Origin of the sequence: Micromonospora sp. NPDC002575, from assembly GCF_042889525.1 — a bacterium.
Classification (GTDB): domain Bacteria; phylum Actinomycetota; class Actinomycetes; order Mycobacteriales; family Micromonosporaceae; genus Micromonospora; species Micromonospora carbonacea.
The window spans coordinates 232,669-249,667 of the sequence record NZ_JBIARA010000005.1 but is presented as its reverse complement, the minus strand read 5'-3'; the positions used below and the strand labels follow the sequence as shown (position 1 = coordinate 249,667).

Sequence of the window (16,999 nt, the reverse complement as noted above, 5' to 3'; positions counted from 1 at the left end):
CCCCGCCCGGGCCACCGTCCCACCCACGCCTTCAGTCGCGTCACACCTCCGCGGCGGGCCGGCAGCGCGCCGCGCCCACCGTGGCGAGGACGCACACCCCGGAGGGATCACGATCATGATCGATGTCCTCGTCGTCGGGGCCGGCCCCAACGGCCTCATGCTCGCCTGCGAACTGGCCCTCGCCGGCATCCGTCCCGTCGTCCTGGAACGCCATCCCACGCCCGGAGGCGAGCCCCGCGCCAACGGCCTCGTCGGCCAGGTCGTCCGCCTGCTCGACCGGCGTGGCCTCTACGCGCGGCTCAGCGGCGAGAGCACCCCACCGTCCCCGCAGCCGGCCTTCACCTTCGGCGCGTTCCCGCTCGACCTCACGATGCTCGCGGACAACCCGCACTACGTGCTCGGTGTGCCGCAGGCCCAGCTCGAGGCCACCCTCGCCGCCCGGGCCGCCGAGCTCGGCGTCGACCTGCGCCGAGGCCGCGAGGTCGTCGACCTCCGTCAACACCCCGACGCCGTCGAGGTCCGCCTTGCCGACGGCACGCAGCTCACCGCCCGCTTCCTCGTCGGCGCCGACGGTGGCCACAGCACGGTGCGCCGCCTCGCTGGCATCGACTTCCCCGGCGTCACCGACGACCGGTCGGTCTCCCGCGCCGCGACCGTGACCGTCCCCGCGTCCTTCCTCGACCCCGTGACCGGCGGCCTCCGCGTCCCCGGCCACGGCGTCGTGCCGCCGTTCCAGCACACCCGTACCCCGCGCGGCCTGATCGCCTGGGGCCCGTTCCCCGGCCGCCCGGCGATCCTGAGCACGACCGAGTGGCCCGACGCGCCGGTGAGCGACGCGACCCCGATGGACCTGGCGGAGCTTCGCGCCAGCGTCGCGCGGGTGCTCGGCGCGGACCTCCCCCTCGGCCCCGCCGACGGCCCCGGCCTGCTGCGGCGGCTGACCGGTCGCAACACCCGGATCGCCGCCCGCTACCGCGCCGACCGGGTGCTCCTGGTCGGCGACGCCGCGCACGTGCATCCCGCCATCGGCGGTCCCGGCCTCAACCTGGGCCTGCAGGACGCCGTCAACCTGGGCTGGAAGCTCGCCGCCACGGTACGCGGCTGGGCGCCGCCGGACCTGCTCGACACGTACGAGACCGAGCGTCGACCCGTCGCCGAACGGGTCGTCATGTCCACCCAGGCGCAATCGGCGCTCACCGGCCCCGGCGACGACATCACCGGCCTGCGGGAACTCTTCGCCGAGCTGCTACGCATGCCGGAGGTGACCGGGCACATCGCGGCGCTGATGTCCGGCGCGGACGTCCGCTACCCCGCCGACCCCGCCGACCCGCTGGCCGGCCGCTGCGCCCCGGACGTGGTCGTGCACGGTGACCGCGGCCCGACCCGCCTCGCCGAGTTGACCCGCGCCGCCCGGCCCCTGCTGCTGGACCCCACGGGGGCCTACGCCGAGGCCGCCGCCCCGTGGCGGGACCGGATCGACGTGGTCACCGGCCCGCTGGAGGGTACGACCGCGACCGCGTTGCTCGTGCGCCCCGACTGCTTCGTCGCCTGGTCCGCCGGCGACGCCGGCACGCTGCGCGCTGCGCTCACCCGCCACTTCGGGCCGCCGTCAGCAGGTGAGGGCAGGGGTTAGCATCGGGCGCACCCGCCCAGGCCGGGTCAGTATCGAACGTCGCTGGCCAGCAGCGGCGGATAGGCAACGGACGATCTGTCAGCGCAATAGAAGCGCGCGTCACGCGCCCAGGGTAGAGAGATCCGCGCGCATTCTTGCCCGATCCTGCCGGCGGGCGGTCACGATGGGTGAACGGAGTCCTGGCTCCGGCCGCGGTCGACGGTGTAGTGCAGGTGCAGCACGCGGTCACCCTGGACCACCGTGTCCGGGTCGTCGAGGAGGACGGTGCCGGTGTGGCTGCCGAAGAACCGCTTTCCCTCGCCCATGACCACCGGGACGACGTCCATCGCCACCTCGTCGACAAGGCCGGCCGCAAACGCCTGTCCGCCGACGTCGCCTGCGGTCACGCAGACCAGGCCGGCACCGGCGAGCTCCTTGGCGAGGGCGATGCCGGCCTCGACCGAGTCGGCGGTGTGGAACGGCGCGTCGGGAAACCTGGTGAGCCACTCCTCGGGCAGCGGCCGGTGGGTGACGACGACGAGCGCGTCCCCGGCGGCGGGCACGCCCGCCCAGCCGTCGGTGGTGTCGAACAGGTGGCGGCCTATCACCGTCACCCTGACGGCGTCCCAGAAGGGCTTCACGTAGCCGGCGGAGGCGCGGCTGACGTGGAACGTCCACTTCTCGTTGGCCTGGACCGTGACGTCCCCGTTGCCGTACCAGTCGAACAGCGGCCCGACCGTGTCGTCCGGAGAGGCGATGTAGCCGTCCACCGAAACCACGGCCTGCATGACAACTCTGGCCATCTTCACTCGCTCCTTGACTCAGCAGAACGTCGGGCATCATGCCTCAGCCGGAGTATGGTCGCGCGGGTGCTCCACCCGGAGCCCTACGCGCCGACACGGGCCAGTTTCGCGCCCCCTGTTCGGCTCCGGCACCAACCGCCATCGACTCCTGACTTTCCGTAGGACCCCACGGATCGAAGGTGAACCCGATGATGGGGAAATGCTGGAGCAGATCGCGGTCAGCGGCGCCGGCCCGTCGGCGCGGCTCGCCGCCCGAGTTCTCTGCGGACGGCTGAGGCGCCCATCCGCCGGCGACGTCGCTGCGGTGGCCCGGTTGATGACGGGTGCACGGGACGAGCGGGTCGCGGCGATGGCCGAGGAGGCCCTGGCCCGGGCCTGGGGCAGCGACCAGGAGGTGACCAACCGCGTCTGGGACGCCCTGACCGCCACTCCGGGGCCGGCGTGGCGGTTCCTGCTCGCGCCCGCGCCGGACTGCCCGCACGAACCACGGGTACGGCTGGTCACCGCACCACCGAACGGCAGCCGGGTGCTGTCGGCCGCCCTCAAGTCCGCCGATCCCGAACTGCGCCGGGCGATGGCCGACCTCCTGCGCGTCACCGACCACCCGGTCCTCCTCGGTGACTTCGAGGACGCGCTGAGAAGCGCGATGAGCCCGTCGCGCGTACCCGTGGACGGAAAGCTGGAGGCCCGCGCGGTGCTCGATCTCGCGCTGGCCAACGCCCACCTGTGCCAGCCCGCGCCGCTGGGCAGGTGGCACACCGGGCTCGCCGTCGTGGCGATCCTGAAGAGGCGTTTCGACCTGCTCGACAGCTACGACCCCGCATCCCTGGTGACAGAGTTGGTGCGCCTCGACGGCCAGGCGTTCCCGGCACCGGCGGCCGAGGGATACCGCCGGTGGCTACGTACCCTGGGTCCCGGCCCGGGCCGCGAACAGTTGTGCCTGCTCGTCACCGACGGCTACCCCGAGGCGCTGGCGGCGATCGCGGACAGCGGCCAGGAGCCGGAGACGCCGGGCCTGCTGCCGGCATTCCTCTTCTGCACCGAGCAGTGGGAGCGGTACGACGCCCTGGACCCCGACGGCACCCTGCTCAACGATTACATCGACGAGGAGGGCGAAAACGCCGGACCGTACTTGTGGACGGTCGCGAAGCGCAACGGACGCGAGTTGCCAGCCCCGAGAGGTTTCGCCGCCGACCCCGGGTTCTGACGGCGGGCGGGTGACGCCGGGTCACCGGGCCTTCGGCGGCCGGCCACAGCAGGGATGCGATCGCGGCAAGCGCGACCTCCGACCCGGACCGGTTGGCCAGACGGCGTCGACGCCGCTAGACCGGGAACGCCGGCAGCTCGGTGTCGTGTGGCACGGCGTCGCGGTGCTGCTGAGCGACGATGCTGGCGGTGATCTCGTCGGGCGGCACCGGCCGGCCGAAGTGCCAGCCCTGCCCGTTGTCGCAACCGGTCGCGGTCAGCCGGTGGGCCTGCGCGGCGGTCTCGATGCCCTCGGCGGTCACGACGAGGCCGAGCTTGTGCCCGAGCGACACGACGGTGCTGAGGAAGTCGTCGTCCGCGCCGGGGCGGTCGCTCCCCGGCCGGCTGGCCCGCCGCGCCGACGGACGGGTCAGGCTGGCGTCGAGTTTGAGGCCGTGCAGGGGGAGGGAGCGGAGATTGGCCAGGTTCGCATAGCCGATGCCGAAGTCGTCGATGACGATCCGGACGCCGATCTTCATCAGCGCGGCCAGGGTCTCCGTCACCACGCCGGTCAGGTCGATCACGGCCTGCTCGGTGACTTCCAGCTGAAGCAGGTGCGGCGGCAGGCCCGTCCGGTCGAGGATCTGCGCCACCGCCCCGGCCAGGCCGTCCTGGTGGAGCTGGCGCACCGACACGTTCACGCTCACGTACAGGCCGGGTTGGATCCGCTGCCAACGGCTGGCCTGCCGGCACGCCTGCTCCAGCAGTTGACCGCCGAGCGCCACCACGAGGCCGGTTCGTTCGGCGAGTTCGATGAACCGGGCGGCGGTCAGCAGGCCAAGCTGAGGGTGCCGCCAGCGGGCCAGCGCCTCCACCCCCGCCAGCCGCCCGGACCGCAGAGCGGCGATGGGCTGGTAGACGGCGGTGAACTCACCCCGCCGCAGCGCCGCCGGCATGGCCGCCGACAGCCGGTAACGCGCGGCGTCGGCGTCGCTGCGGTCCTGGTCGAACTGGCGCAGGGTGGCCTTCCCGTCCGCCTTGGCCCAGTGCAGGGCGATCTCGCTGGCGCGCATCAGGGTCGCGGCGCCACCGTCGGCGACGGTGCCCTCGGCCACGCCCGCGCTCGCCGTCAAGGGAACCTCGGTGCCGTTGACGCGGAACGGGGCGGCGAGCGCGGCGAGCGCCTGATCGGCGATCTTGATAGTGTCCTCGGCGCAGGTGGTGTCGCGGACCAGGATCGCGAACCGGTCGCTGTCCAGCCGCGCCACCAGGTCGATCCGCCGGTCGGTGAGCGCGGCGAGCCGATCGGCGATCTCGCGGAGCAGCAGGTCACCCACCTGATGCCCGAGCACGTCGTTGACCGCCGCGAAGTCGTCGACGTCGAGGCAGCAGACGCCGACCCGGTCGATCGGCACCTCGGCGGCGGACAGCCGCCCCAACTGTTCGGTGAACAACGTCAGGTTGGGCAGCCCGGTCAACTGGTCGTGGGTGGCAAAGCGGCGGAACCTGGCCTCGCTGACCCGTAACGCCTCCTCGGCCTGGTTGCGGGCGGCCAGTGCGGCCAGCCGGACCGCGTCCTGGGCTCTCAGGCTGCGGTCGTGCGCGGCCGACGCGAAGCCCGCCGCGAGCTCTGCCAGCAGGCCGTTCAGCCGGTCGGCACGGGTGGGGTCGGCGGCGATGCCCAAGTCGTCGAGGAGCCGGGAGCCGATGACCGCGATCGTCCCACCGAGCGCTTCCGGCGACCCGAAGCCGGCCGCCACCAGATCGGCGCCGATGCGCTGGCCGTCGCCGGGCTCGGCCGAATCGGCGAGGACCGCGCTGACCAGGCGGCCCGCCAGTCCGGTCACGATGCGATGCCGCTGCTCGGCGCTGATCGGCACGTAGTGGGCCCGGTGCAGGGCCGCAGCCCACGCCGTGACGAACTCCTCGACGCCCGGGCAGCGCCGGTCGTCGACCCCGTCGGCGTCGGACCGACCACTCACCTGCGGCGTCCGACTCCGACGTAGAAACTCATCCGCTCCGGGTGCTCCCCGACATCGGTCGGTGACTCGGGACGCCACAGCGGGGACCACACCACGCCGGGTTCCACCAGGTCCAGGCCGGCGAAGAGGTCTTCCACCTGGGCGCGGCTGCGGGCGGTGACCGGGGTGTTCGTCCGGGCGCTGAGCCGGGTGCCCTCGCCCATCTCGTCCGGCCGGCTGTCGGTGGTGACGTGGCTGATCGCCACGCAGCTACCCGGGGCCAGCGCCGTCCACAGCCGCCTGATCAGCCCGTACGGGTCGTCGTGGTCGGGGACAGCGTGCACGACCGAGACGAGCAGCAGGCCGACCGGCTGGTCGAGATCCAGCAGCCGGCGGGCCTCCGGGTGGCCCAGGATGGCCTCCGGGCGGCGCAGGTCTTCGAGCAGCGCGACCGCGTTCGGCTGGCCGGCGAGGATGTGGGTGCTGTGCGTCACCGCCACCGGATCGATGTCCACATAGACCACGCGGGTGTGCGGGTCCACCTGCTGGGCGATCTCGTGCACGTTGCCCACCGTCGGAATACCGGACCCGATGTCCAGGAACTGCCGAATCCCTTCGTCGAGCATGAACCGCACCGCGCGATGCAGGAACTCGCGGTTCGCCCGCGCGACCAGGCGAAGGTCCGGCACCGCCGCCATCGCCTGGCGGGCGAACTCCCGGTCGACCTCGAAGTTGTGCGAGCCGCCGAGCCAGTAGTCGTAGGCTCGCGCCACGCTCGGCCGGCTGAGATCAACATCCGCTGGCGCCCACTCCGGCCGTTCCATCGCCGCCCTTCCCACCACCACAGTGACGTGACCGCCGCCACTATAATCGGAGTTCACCGATTCACCTGACGACACCGGAGTCCCGACGCCGGCCCGCAGGTCGACGGCTGACGTGGGCCAGGTCGACCGTTCGTCTACACCGTACAGACAACGACGACACCGTTGGTCGTCCCCGCGACGACGCTGGGGGTGGGCTGGCCGCGGACGCCCAGGGCCGAAGTCGGTCAGGCGACGATCGGAAACTCTGTCGCCCCGTCACGCGGGCCCCGGCGACAATGCCCGCACTTGAGGGGTGGACCGGCGGTTGGTCGAGGGGGTGTGGCTGGAGTGGCGCAGGGGCTGGGCGGGCGCAGGTGGCCGGTGACGATCAGCACGGTGCAGCTCGGACACCACCGGTACCGGGTCCTGCAGCCGGCGAGGCCACCGAGGTTCGCCGGTCTCTACGAGGGCCGTCTCGGAGCCCAGTTCTGCCTCGACAAGGAAACCGCGGTGATGTTCGCCCAGGCGTGGGGCCTGGCCGCCCGGTCGCCACACACGATCATCTACCTCCCCCTGCGACGCGCGGAACTGCCGACCGTCCATGCCTGGGGACGCCCGCTCGACATGGTGCTGCTGCACCACCGCCTCGCGTTCCCGCCGTCACGGTGGAAACAGGTCCGCTCCCGGCTCGGGGCCGGCAGGCCGCACACCGTCGTGCTACCCGGCCGAGCATGGCCGCCACGGCCTGCCGCCGACCACCGAAGGCCCTGGCACCAGGAGTTCCACGACCACCTGCGGTGGGACATCGCCGCCGAGACACTGGTGCTCACCGGCAGCCGCGAGGCGTTCGAGCTGCAAGCCGACCAGGTCCGCGCCCTGGCCGAGGAGTGCCCGGCACACCGCGCCCGCAACCCCACGACGCACTGCTGCGCCGAGATCGGCATGGGCAGAACCCGACGCCACCCCGACCAACGCCGCCCGTACGCCGAACTGCACGCCGAATACACACAGTAGATCCGAAGCCACGGCGGCGTGGGCACCGTGGCGAGGTGGCGGTGGCTGTGGGTGCGGTCTCCGCGTGCGCGGACGCCCCCGCCCCTGCCGCCGAGTCCGCGGCCGGGCCGGCGCTGGAGCGATCGCCGCCGGGCCCGACTCACGACGGGGGTCGGGCCGAGGTGTAGGGCGGCAGCGGCAGCGGCTCGTCGCGCAGGAACGCGCGGAGCAGCGCGTCGTACGCCTCCCGCTGGCCGGAGGCGATGTCGTGTCCCGTGCGCGGCAGGTAGACCAGGGTGGCCTGCGGCAGCGTACGCCGGTATTCGTCCGTTTCCTCCCACGGGACGAAGTCGCACTCGCCGCGCAGGACCAGCGCCGGCACGCGGGCCTGCCGGAGCGCGGGCCGCGGGTCGGGGATGCGGGCGAAGTCCTCGACCGTCAGTTGGTTGACGTAGAAGCCCTGGTGGTTGTCGTGTACCTCGGCGGGTGCCGAACCGGGGCAGCGGGTGGTGTCCTTGCCGAGCACGGCGACGGCGTGCATCAGCGCGTCCGCCTCGTCGTCGCCGACGAGCGCGTGCGCCGCGTTCGGGTTGACGTGTTGCAGGACCGCCTGGGCGACGACCCGCGGCGAGGCGAACAGCTCGTCACGCTGCCGACGCTGCTCGGCGGTCATCCGGGCCCAGGGGTCGCCGCCTCCGCCGTCCCGGTAGGCACCCGCCCAGATCGGGCCGGGCGAGGTGAACACGGCCCGGGCGACGTGCTGCGGATGGGCCGCGAGATACTGCGCCGCGAGCGACCCGCCCCACGACTGCCCGACGAGAACGATGCGCTCGGCCCCCAGCTCGACACGGATCGCGTCGAGGTCGGCGACCTGCCGGGCGACGGTGTAGCCGGTGACGTCGGCGAGCCGGGTGGACCGGCCGGCGCCGAGCTGGTCGTAGGCGTAGACCTCGAAGCCGTCGGCGGCGAGCAGGGCACCGACGGCGGGCACTCCCTCGCCCGGGGTGCCGGGGCCGCCGTGCAGGAAGAGCACGGGCGTCGGGCGGGGCGTGCCGGAGGCGGGGGCGTGGACGTACGCGATCCGTGATCCGGTGGGCAGCTCCCAGAACCGGACACCGGCGGGTGGGGGCGGGGCGGCCGGGCGCGGGCCGGGCCGGAACACGGTCACGGCGGCGAGCCCGGCGACGGCGACGGTGACGAAGACGGCCAGCAGCGTCGCGGCGCGGCTGCGGCGTCGTACGCCGAGCAGCGCGAACGCGGGCCGGGCGAGCAACTGGGCGACGGTGCCCGACAACACGAGCCCCACCGCGCAGAGCAGCGGTATCCAGGCGGTGACGAACGCGGTGGCGACGAAGCCCGCGCCGCCCACGGCCACGGCGATGGCCACGGCGACCGGCAGCAGCAGGACGCCGATGCTCCGGCGAACAAGGGGACGAACCATGAAGATCATGCTGGTCGGTTTCCGGGGCGGGCGCGTCCTGCCGCGGGACGGCTTCCGCGCGCCCCACCCCCCTCTCGCGGCGGGGGTCCCCACCGGCCGGGCGGCCCGTACCATCGGGGCATGCGACGTTGGGCCCCTGACCTGGGCGACGCCTGGGTGCCCGGCGTCGTGGCGGTGTCGCAGGCGCTGTGGTGGCTCGCCGCCCGGCCGGACCCGCGGCTGGCGCCCGGGGTCTGCGCCGTCGCCGTGGTCGCCGTGGTCGCGCTGCTCTACCGCCGGCGGATGCCCGGCCCGGCGCTGGCCGGCGTCGCCCTGGCCACCGCGCTGGCCGCCCCCGTCGCCTGGGCCGCCCCGGCCGGCCCGGCCGCGGTGCTGCTGACGGCGTACGCGCTGGTGGTGCACCGCACGGCGGCGGTCTCGGCAGCCGGCGTCGCGGCCGTGGTGGCCGGGTTCGTCGTGACGACGGCGGCCCTCGGCGCGTCGGCGCGGACCACCGTCGCGACCGCGCTCGAGCTCGGGGCCGTGGCCGCCGGGGTGTGGGCGGTCGGGCGGTTGCGCCGTCGGGTTCGCGCCGACCGGGCCGCGGCCGAGGTCTTCCGGGCCGCCGTGGCCGGGTTCGTGCCGCTCGCGGTCGCCCAGGAACGCCGGCGGCTGTCGACCGAGCTGCACGACGTGGCCGGCCACCGGCTGACCGCGATCCTCGTCTCCGCCGGCGCGGCGCTGCGCCTCGCCGACCCGGCGCTGCGGGAGCGGGCGATCGAACACGCGATCGGCGCCGGGCGGGCGGCGGTCGACGACCTGGACCGGGTGGTGGCGTCGGCGGGGCGGGACGACGAGGTCGGCATCGAGGCGGTCGACCAGTTGGTGGCGGACCACCCGTGGGTGCGCTACGAGCGCACCGCGCGGGTCGTCCCGCCGGCGGTCGCGGCCCTGGCGCACCTGATCGTCCGCGAGGCGCTGACCAACATCATGCGGTACGCGCAGGGCGCGGCGGCGATGGTGCGGATCACTCCCGACCCCGGCGGGTTCACCGTGACGGTGCTCGACGGGGGTGGCAGCCGTGCGGGCGGCGACGTGGGCAGCGGGCTCGGCATCGCCGGGCTTCGCGCCCGGGTCGAGGCGGCCGGCGGCGACCTCGACGCCGGGCCGGCCGGTCCGGGATGGCGGGTCAGGGCCCGGCTGCCGTGGCGGCCGGGCGCGGTGCCGGGCACCCCGCCAAAGACCGGAGCGACGCAGGCCGTCCGGACGACGACGGGAGCGCTGCCGGGCGTCCGGACGTGGACCGGGGCCGGCGCGGCGGTCCGGGACGGGGCGATGGTCGTCCTCACGCTCGGGCTGTCCACGGGCACGGTGCTGCTGCCGGGCGGGGACGGCCCCGACCCGCTGGCCGCGCCGGTTCCGGCGGCGCTGCTGGTCGCGCTGCTGGTGCTGCACGCGCTGCCGTTGGCGTGGCGGCGGCTCGCGCCCGGCGCGGCGCTGGTCGCGGCGCTGGCGGTCCAGGTCGCCTGGCTCGCGGGCACCGCTGCCGGCTGGACCCGGCACGACCCCGCCGAGACGTTCCTGTGGTGCTGGTGGGTCGAGCTGGCGCTGGTATACGCGGTGGGCGCCTACCGGCCCGCGGCCCGCCTCGGGTTCGCCGCGCCGTTGGCGGTGGCCGCCGTCGGCGGGGTGGCCCTGGGCGCGGGCGTCGACATCACCGGAAACCGTGCCGCGGCCGGTGCGGTGCTGGGCGTCATGCTCGCGGTGCCGCTGGGCGTCGCCTGGCTCGCCGGCAGGCTGGTGACGACGCGGCGGTCCCGCCGGTCGACCGCCGAGGCCGCCGCGCGGGAGACCGTGCGCCGGCACGCCGACAGCGCGGCGCGGGGCGAGCGCGCGCGCATCGTGGACGGCGTGCGCGCGACCGCACGGCTGCACGCCGCCTCGGCGCTCGCCGCGGCCGAGGCGGGCCGGCTGGACGAGGTCGCGACGCAGGCCCGGACCGGCCTGGTCGCCCTCCGACGGCTGCTGCACGGGCTGCCCCAGGACAGGCCCGACCCACCGCCCGCCGTCGCCGCCCTCGCCGACCTGGCGGCGCGCCGCCGGTCGGCGCTGCGGTTCGTCGGCGAGCCGCGGTCCTTGCCCGCGTCCCTGGAGGTAGCCGCGCACCGGGTGGGCGCGGCGCTCCTCGCCGACGGCGCGGTGGCCACGGTGACGTACGTCGCCAGCGGGATCGGCCTGGAGGTCCGCCGCTGCCCGCCCGTCGGTGCAAAGGTGCTGCGGTCGCTGCGGGAGTCGACGGACGCCGCCAGCGGCTCGGTGGCGGTCGACACCGACCGCGCCACGGTCCGCGTCTGGTTGCCGGAGGCGCTGCGATGATCCGGGTCATCGTCGCCGACGACGAGGCGACGGTGCGCGCCGGCATCGCCGCCATCCTCGACGCCGAGCCGGACATCGCGGTCGTCGGCCAGGCCCACGACGGCGACTCGGCCGTCGCGCTCGTCGCGTCGACCGCTCCCGACGTCGCCGTCCTGGACGTACGGATGCCAGCCCGCCGGCCCTCCGCCCCGGGTCCGCCGGTTCGGGGGCTCCGCCCGGAGGGCCCACCACCGGCCCGGCCGACCTGCGTCGACGGGATCGCGGCGGCCGTCGCGATCGGGCGGCGGCACCCGGCGACCCGGATCGTCATGCTGACGACGTTCGACCTCGACGAGTACGTGTTCGCGGCGCTGCGGGCCGGAGCGGCCGGGTTCCTGCTCAAGGACGCGGAGCCGCAGCGGGTCGTCGACGCCGTCCGGGTCGTCGCCACGGGGGACGCGATCCTCGACCCGGGGGTCACCCACCGGCTCATCGACCGGTTCGCGACCGGGCCCGGGCCCGAGGACGCCGCACGCCTCGGCGGGTTGACCCCTCGCGAGACGCAGGTGCTGCACCAGGTGGCGCGCGGGCTGTCCAACGCCGAGATCGCGGCGGTCCTGGGCATCAGCGCGTCGACGGTCAAGGACCACGTCGCGGTCGTCCTAGGCAAGCTGGGCGTGCGCGACCGGGTGCAGGCGACGATCGCGGCGTACGAGGGCGGGCTGATCCGCCCGGGGGTGCGCGAGCAACAGGCCCTGGAGTCGTCGGGGCGCAACGGGTCTCCACCGTCGAAGGGCAGGCTGCTCGGATGAAGGTCTGGCTGGTCGACCATGCCGCACCCGGTCCCCACCGTCCCGTCGACTCCCTGAGTCACGCGCGGCTGTCGGAGATCGGCTCTCTCGACGAGGTGCTCGCCTTCGTCGGCGGGCTGCACGCGGCGGACCCCGGGGCCCGGTTCCTCTGCACCCTCGATGACCTGAACCAGTGCTGCTACACCAGCATGCACGCCGCCGAGGACGACCGCATCGACGCCCCGTACGGGCAGGTCGACTTCGACGACCCGCAGGCGGTCCACGCCTACCGCCTGGCCTGCCTGAGGCATGTGGCCGCGCAGCTGGACAACCCGCAGTTCCGGACGAGCTGGGAGGACGTCACCGGCACGCTGCTGACGCTGGCTGCCGACATCCGGATTCTTGCCGCGAGGAACGCGGACGCCTCCGCCGTGCTCGATGCGGTCGTCTACGTGCAGCGGCTGCCCGTCGCCCGCGACGACCTGCTGCTGGCGGGGCTGCCGAACGGCTACTTCGCCTCGGACTGGGACGTCTTCCAGAACCATGCGGTGATTCGGCGGATGCGCGAGTCGTACGGATACCGGTTCTTCGGTATCGGTGCGTCCTGGCTCGGGTTCGTGGCCGACGCGCCGCTGAGTCCCGAAGCGGCCACCCGGCTCGTCGCCGATCTGACGGACCTCTACGGCGATCCGGAAGGCGCCGCCGAGGCATGGCGTGACCTTGCCAGCCATGTCCAACGGCGCACGACGTTGCTGCTCTGCTACACCGAGGAGTTCGGCTGATCATGATGAACCGGACCGCCTATCCTGACGCTGGTGAAGGTCCGACAGCGCAAGAAGCTCACCGCCCGTCTGATGGCGTCGCTGCTGCGGGACGACCTGACCGCGATACTCGCGTTGTTGCGCGCGGGGGCGGACCCCAACGCGGCGGATCGTGACGGCAGCACGCCCCTCTACCTGGCCGCACTGCACAACAAGCGGGTGGCGGCACGGATCCTCCTCGACGCCGGCGCGGACCCGAACGTCGAGAGCGGACGCGGCGACGAGGGGACACCCCTGACGGGAGCCGCAGCCTGGGGCCACGCCGACGTCGTCCGCGTACTCCTCACCCACGGCGCAGATCCGAACCTCCGCGAAGACCACGGCACCGGCCTGTCGCCCCTCGAATGGGCCGCCCGAGGCGGCCACACCGAGACAGAGGCGTTGCTCAAAGCCGCAGGCGGCCTCTTCGTCTGACCGTGGGGGTGATCGAGGTGTTGGCGGTGTGGCGGCTATGTCGTGGGAAGTTGCCGGTGCATGGCGAGGTCTTCGACGCGGTGCAGGGTTTCCGCGTTGCGGAGGCGGAGTATCGGGGCGAGGGTGGCTTTCGGGATGAAGTGGGCGAGGCCCGTGACTGTCGTCCAGCCCATCCGTATGCGGGTGGTGGTGGCCGATATCGGCTCCAGTGTCAGTCGGACACGGGCGACGCCGAGTGGTCCGGCGTGCGCGTCGAGTTCGAGCAGCCGTTCGGGTTCCATCCTGCGTACCACCGTGCGGTCGTCGATGTGCAGTGGCCATGGGCCTATTCGGTGGTGGACTCGGGTGCCCACTGCGGGCCAGCCGTCGTCGACGGCCCGCATGTGGGCGGCGCCGACGACCCAGCTGGCGTAGCTCCAGCCGTTTGCCAGGACAGCGAAGATCCGTTCGGCCGTGGTGGGGATGATTCGGCAGACCTCGATCATCGTCTTGTCTCGTCGTGATCGTGATCGGCCCTGTTCGGCCGTCTCTTGGCGATCGTGGTTGACGCTCTTCATTCTCGACCCCTTCTTGATGTTGGAGGTCGTTTGGAGGCTGTCACGCTGGTTGCCCAGTGGGTTGCCTGCGTTACCCGCTGCGACAGGCAGCACACCTGGTAGCGGGCCTTCTCCGCGCAGGCCCTCGCCGCGCAGGGGGCAGGTGGCCGCACTTGCGCCCTCGAGTGACGTCGGCTGGTCTGTTTGCCCGTGCCCGCACCGGGAAGGCGACCGCGCTCGACCAACAGGCCGCCGACGGGGCGGAGCCGCGAAAGGAAGGCGCAGAAATGGCGCAGAGCCAGCAGCCACTGACCGGCAAGCGGGTCGCTTGCCTCGCCGCCGACGGGGTGGAGGATGTGGAGTACACCCAGTCCCGGGCCGCCGCGGAGCAGGCGGGGGCCGAGGTCCACCTGATCTCGTTGAAGTCCGGCGAGATCCAGTCGATGAACCAGGACATCGATCCGGCCAACCGCTATCGGGTGGACCGGACCCTGGACGAGGCCAATCCGGCCGACTATGACGCCCTGTTGCTGCCGGGTGGGACGGTCAACCCCGACCGGCTCCGGATGAGCCCACAGGCGATGGACTTCGTCCGGGCGTTCTTCCAGCAACAGAAGCCGGTGGCAGCGATCTGCCACGGACCCTGGTCGTTGGTCGAGACCGGAATGGTCAACGGCCGGACCGTCACCTCGTTCCCCAGCCTGCGCACCGACATCCGCAACGCCGGCGGGACCTGGGTGGACCAGCAGGTACAGGTCGACAACGGACTGGTCACCAGCCGCAGTCCCAACGACCTGCCGGCCTTCTGCGCCAAGATGGTCGAGGAGTTCGCCCAGGGCGAAGACGTCCGCCAGATGGCGACGGCCTGACCCGGTGGACTGAGGGGCGGGAAAGCCAGGCCGGGCCTGAGCCCTGCGACGGCTCGACGAGGCGTTCGCCTGGTTGGCCTCGTGCCAATCCCGGTGTTCCCGGCCGTGGGTTGAGGCGGCTTCGAAGGGGTATGCCCGGCTCCTACGGGTCGCGCCCCGACCGTCGCGCACCGGAGTGCTCGGCCGGGGTGCGACGAGATACGGAGGCTACCCGTGACTCGACTGGCAACCCGAGAGGCAGTCAAGACCAGGCAGGACGAGGTGCAGCGGCGGGGGCGCGGGCTCGGCTGGATGAGTCTCGGTCTGGGTGTGGCACAGCTGACGGCATCGGACACCGTGCGCCGGATCAGCGGCGTGGACGACTCCCCGAGGTCCCGGGCGGTGGTGCAGTTGGTCGGGGCGCGTGAACTGGTACACGCGGCCGGGCTCCTGACGAGCCGGCGAAAGGGAATCTGGGCGTGGACCCGGGTTATGGGCGATGCGATCGACCTGGCCGCGCTCGGCGTCGCCATCGCCCACCGCGACGGGCGGCGTCGGCGACGCCTCGTCGGCGTTACGGGCGCCATCATCGGAATCACGATGGTCGACCTGCTGACGGCCGCGCAGGCAACCCGGTCGAAGGAAGCCGGCTCAGTGCGGGCGGCACGGGGCTCGCGCGAAGGAGGATTCATGCAGCTGACCGCCACGACGACCATCCGCAAACCCGCACCGGAGGTCTACGCGTTCTGGCGCGACCTCGACAACCTCCCGACGTTCATGGCACACCTGAAGAAGATCACCGCCACCGGTGACCGTACGAGCCGTTGGTCCGCCAGCGCTCCGTTCGGCAAGAGCGTCGAGTGGGACGCGGAGATCGTCGACGAGGTGGCCGGCGAGAGGATCGCGTGGCGGTCGACGGGCAACGCCGACGTGCCGAACTCCGGCACGGTCCGGCTTGTGCCCGCCACGGACGGTGTCAGCACCGAGGTGCACGTCGTCATGTCGTACCACGTTCCTGGTGGTGCCGTCGGCAAGGCGGTGGCCAGGTACTTCGGCGAGGAGCCACACCAGCAGCTCGACGACGACCTGCGCCGACTCAAGCAGGTGCTGGAGACCGGCCAGGTGGTCCGATCCGAGGGCGCCCCGTGGGGCAAGCGGGCCCGCAAGGAGTTCCCGCAGCGTCCGGCGCAACCGCTGTCGGATTCCGACCTCGCGAGGGGAGCGGACGCGTGAGGGCGAACACCTGGGCGGGCCGCAACAAGGTCAAGGTCCGTGACGTGCCGGACCCCAGGCTCCTGAACGAGCGCGATGCCATCGTACGGATCACGTCCACCGCGATCTGTGGCTCGGACCTGCATCTGGTCGATGGTTACGTGCCCACGATGCAGGACGGCGACGTCATGGGTCACGAGTTCATGGGCGAAGTGATCGAGGTCGGCCGGGGCGTCGACCCAGCTCGGCTGCGCGTGGGAGACCGCGTTGTCGTTCCGTTCCCGATCGCCTGCGGCGCGTGCGGCGCCTGCGCCGCCGAGCTGTACTCCTGCTGCGAGAACTCCAACCCCAATGCCGGGATCGCGGAGAAGATGTTCGGCCACCCGGTCTCCGGGATCTTCGGCTATTCGCATCTGACCGGCGGCTTTGCCGGCGGTCAGGCACAGTACGCGCGGGTGCCGTTCGCCGATGTCGGTCCGTTGAAGATCGAGTCCGATCTGACCGATGAGCAGGTGCTGTTCCTCTCGGACATCCTGCCTACCGGCTACATGGGCGCCGAGATGTGTGACATCCAGCCCACCGACGTGGTGGCGGTGTGGGGCGCCGGCCCAGTCGGCCAGTTCGCCATGGACAGCGCCCGGGTGCTCGGCGCCGCGAAGGTCATCGCCATCGACAAGGAGCCGTACCGGCTGCAGATGGCCGAACGGGCGGGCTACACGCCGGTGAACTTCGAGGAAGTGGACGTGCGGTCCCGGCTGCTGGAACTGACCGGTGGGCGGGGACCGGACAAGTGCATCGACGCGGTCGGCATGGAGGCCAGCCACGGCAGCGCGCCCCTTCACGCCTACGACCGGGCCAAGCAGGCGGTCCGTTCGGAGTCCGAGCGCCCGCACGCGCTGCGGCAGGCGATCTTGTCGTGCAGAAGCGGTGGCATCGTGTCCGTGATCGGCGTGTACGGCGGTCTGCTGGACAAGTTCCCCGCCGGCGCCTGGATGAATCGGGCGCTGACCCTGCGTACCGGCCAATGCCACGTGCAGCGCTACATGAAGCTGCTGTTGCAGCGCATCGAGCGTGGCGAGATCGATCCGACCCGGGTCATCACCCACACCCTGCCGCTCGACGAGGCGGAACGCGGCTTCGAGATCTTCAAGAACAAGCAGGACAACTGCGAGAAGGTCGTCCTCAAACCCTGACCACCGGCCGCATCCGGGCACCACGGCGCGCGTCGTGGTGCCCGGAGCTTCT

General features: G+C 72.9%; 15 protein-coding genes. 10 read left to right on the top strand and 5 right to left on the bottom strand.

Annotation, left to right across the window (positions count from 1 at the left end; translation table 11 throughout):
- Positions 1-115: 115 nt before the first annotated feature.
- The gene (locus ACFYWL_RS10935) at positions 116-1,633 is read left to right on the top strand and encodes an FAD-dependent oxidoreductase (RefSeq protein ID WP_386970338.1); all 1,518 of its coding nucleotides are present in this window, start codon (positions 116-118) and stop codon (positions 1,631-1,633) included.
- A 158-nt stretch (positions 1,634-1,791) separates the two neighbouring features.
- Here ACFYWL_RS10935 and ACFYWL_RS10930 read toward each other — a convergent pair whose 3' ends face one another.
- Positions 1,792-2,415, bottom strand: a complete 624-nt coding sequence (locus ACFYWL_RS10930; RefSeq protein ID WP_386970335.1) for a dihydrofolate reductase family protein — start codon at positions 2,413-2,415, stop codon at positions 1,792-1,794.
- Positions 2,416-2,731: 316 nt separating this feature from the next.
- Here ACFYWL_RS10930 and ACFYWL_RS10925 point away from each other — a divergent pair, with 316 nt between their 5' ends.
- Complete coding sequence (locus ACFYWL_RS10925; protein ID WP_386970332.1) at positions 2,732-3,622, top strand: hypothetical protein; 891 nt, start codon at positions 2,732-2,734, stop codon at positions 3,620-3,622.
- Positions 3,623-3,737: 115 nt separating this feature from the next.
- On the opposite strand, the gene ACFYWL_RS10920 is transcribed toward ACFYWL_RS10925, so the two are convergent.
- Together ACFYWL_RS10920 and ACFYWL_RS10915 are read right to left on the bottom strand one after the other, a co-directional pair.
- On the bottom strand, positions 3,738-5,582 hold the full coding sequence (locus tag ACFYWL_RS10920; protein ID WP_386970330.1) for a putative bifunctional diguanylate cyclase/phosphodiesterase: 1,845 nt from the start codon (positions 5,580-5,582) through the stop codon (positions 3,738-3,740).
- Positions 5,579-6,385, bottom strand: a complete 807-nt coding sequence (locus ACFYWL_RS10915; protein ID WP_386970327.1) for an SAM-dependent methyltransferase — start codon at positions 6,383-6,385, stop codon at positions 5,579-5,581. The genes ACFYWL_RS10920 and ACFYWL_RS10915 overlap by 4 nt, the downstream gene beginning before the upstream one ends.
- A gap of 360 nt (positions 6,386-6,745) precedes the next feature.
- On the opposite strand from ACFYWL_RS10915, the gene ACFYWL_RS10910 reads away from it, so the two are divergent.
- Entirely contained in the window at positions 6,746-7,378 is a 633-nt protein-coding gene (locus ACFYWL_RS10910) for a hypothetical protein (RefSeq protein ID WP_386970325.1), read from the top strand.
- A gap of 139 nt (positions 7,379-7,517) precedes the next feature.
- Here ACFYWL_RS10910 and ACFYWL_RS10905 read toward each other — a convergent pair whose 3' ends face one another.
- Positions 7,518-8,798 carry an alpha/beta fold hydrolase gene (locus ACFYWL_RS10905; RefSeq protein ID WP_386970322.1) on the bottom strand — a complete coding sequence of 427 codons (1,281 nt, stop codon included), beginning with the start codon at positions 8,796-8,798 and terminating at the stop codon, positions 7,518-7,520.
- A gap of 120 nt (positions 8,799-8,918) precedes the next feature.
- Between ACFYWL_RS10905 and ACFYWL_RS10900 the strand changes: the two genes are divergently transcribed.
- The 4 genes from ACFYWL_RS10900 to ACFYWL_RS10885 are packed head-to-tail and all read left to right on the top strand — an operon-like array spanning position 8,919 to position 13,158.
- Complete coding sequence (locus ACFYWL_RS10900) at positions 8,919-11,153, top strand: histidine kinase (protein ID WP_386970319.1); 2,235 nt, start codon at positions 8,919-8,921, stop codon at positions 11,151-11,153.
- Positions 11,150-11,944, top strand: coding sequence for a response regulator (locus ACFYWL_RS10895; protein WP_386970316.1), 795 nt, complete (start codon positions 11,150-11,152; stop codon positions 11,942-11,944). The genes ACFYWL_RS10900 and ACFYWL_RS10895 overlap by 4 nt, the downstream gene beginning before the upstream one ends.
- Positions 11,941-12,705, top strand: coding sequence for a hypothetical protein (locus ACFYWL_RS10890; RefSeq protein WP_386970313.1), 765 nt, complete (start codon positions 11,941-11,943; stop codon positions 12,703-12,705). The genes ACFYWL_RS10895 and ACFYWL_RS10890 overlap by 4 nt, the downstream gene beginning before the upstream one ends.
- Before the next feature lie 33 nt (positions 12,706-12,738).
- A complete protein-coding gene (locus tag ACFYWL_RS10885; RefSeq protein ID WP_386970311.1) occupies positions 12,739-13,158 on the top strand; it encodes an ankyrin repeat domain-containing protein in 420 nt (139 codons plus the stop codon).
- A gap of 35 nt (positions 13,159-13,193) precedes the next feature.
- On the opposite strand, the gene ACFYWL_RS10880 is transcribed toward ACFYWL_RS10885, so the two are convergent.
- A complete protein-coding gene (locus ACFYWL_RS10880; protein WP_386970308.1) occupies positions 13,194-13,715 on the bottom strand; it encodes an SRPBCC family protein in 522 nt (173 codons plus the stop codon).
- A gap of 266 nt (positions 13,716-13,981) precedes the next feature.
- On the opposite strand from ACFYWL_RS10880, the gene ACFYWL_RS10875 reads away from it, so the two are divergent.
- The 3 genes from ACFYWL_RS10875 to ACFYWL_RS10865 all read left to right on the top strand — a co-directional run bounded on the left by ACFYWL_RS10875 (position 13,982) and on the right by ACFYWL_RS10865 (position 16,947).
- Positions 13,982-14,563: a type 1 glutamine amidotransferase domain-containing protein gene (locus tag ACFYWL_RS10875; RefSeq protein ID WP_386970567.1), complete on the top strand. Its 582-nt coding sequence runs from the start codon at positions 13,982-13,984 to the stop codon at positions 14,561-14,563.
- Between the two features lie 471 nt (positions 14,564-15,034).
- Positions 15,035-15,775: an SRPBCC family protein gene (locus tag ACFYWL_RS10870; RefSeq protein ID WP_386970305.1), complete on the top strand. Its 741-nt coding sequence runs from the start codon at positions 15,035-15,037 to the stop codon at positions 15,773-15,775.
- Positions 15,772-16,947, top strand: coding sequence for a zinc-dependent alcohol dehydrogenase (locus ACFYWL_RS10865; protein WP_386970303.1), 1,176 nt, complete (start codon positions 15,772-15,774; stop codon positions 16,945-16,947). Before ACFYWL_RS10870 ends, ACFYWL_RS10865 begins: the two co-directional genes overlap by 4 nt.
- Positions 16,948-16,999 lie beyond the last annotated feature (52 nt).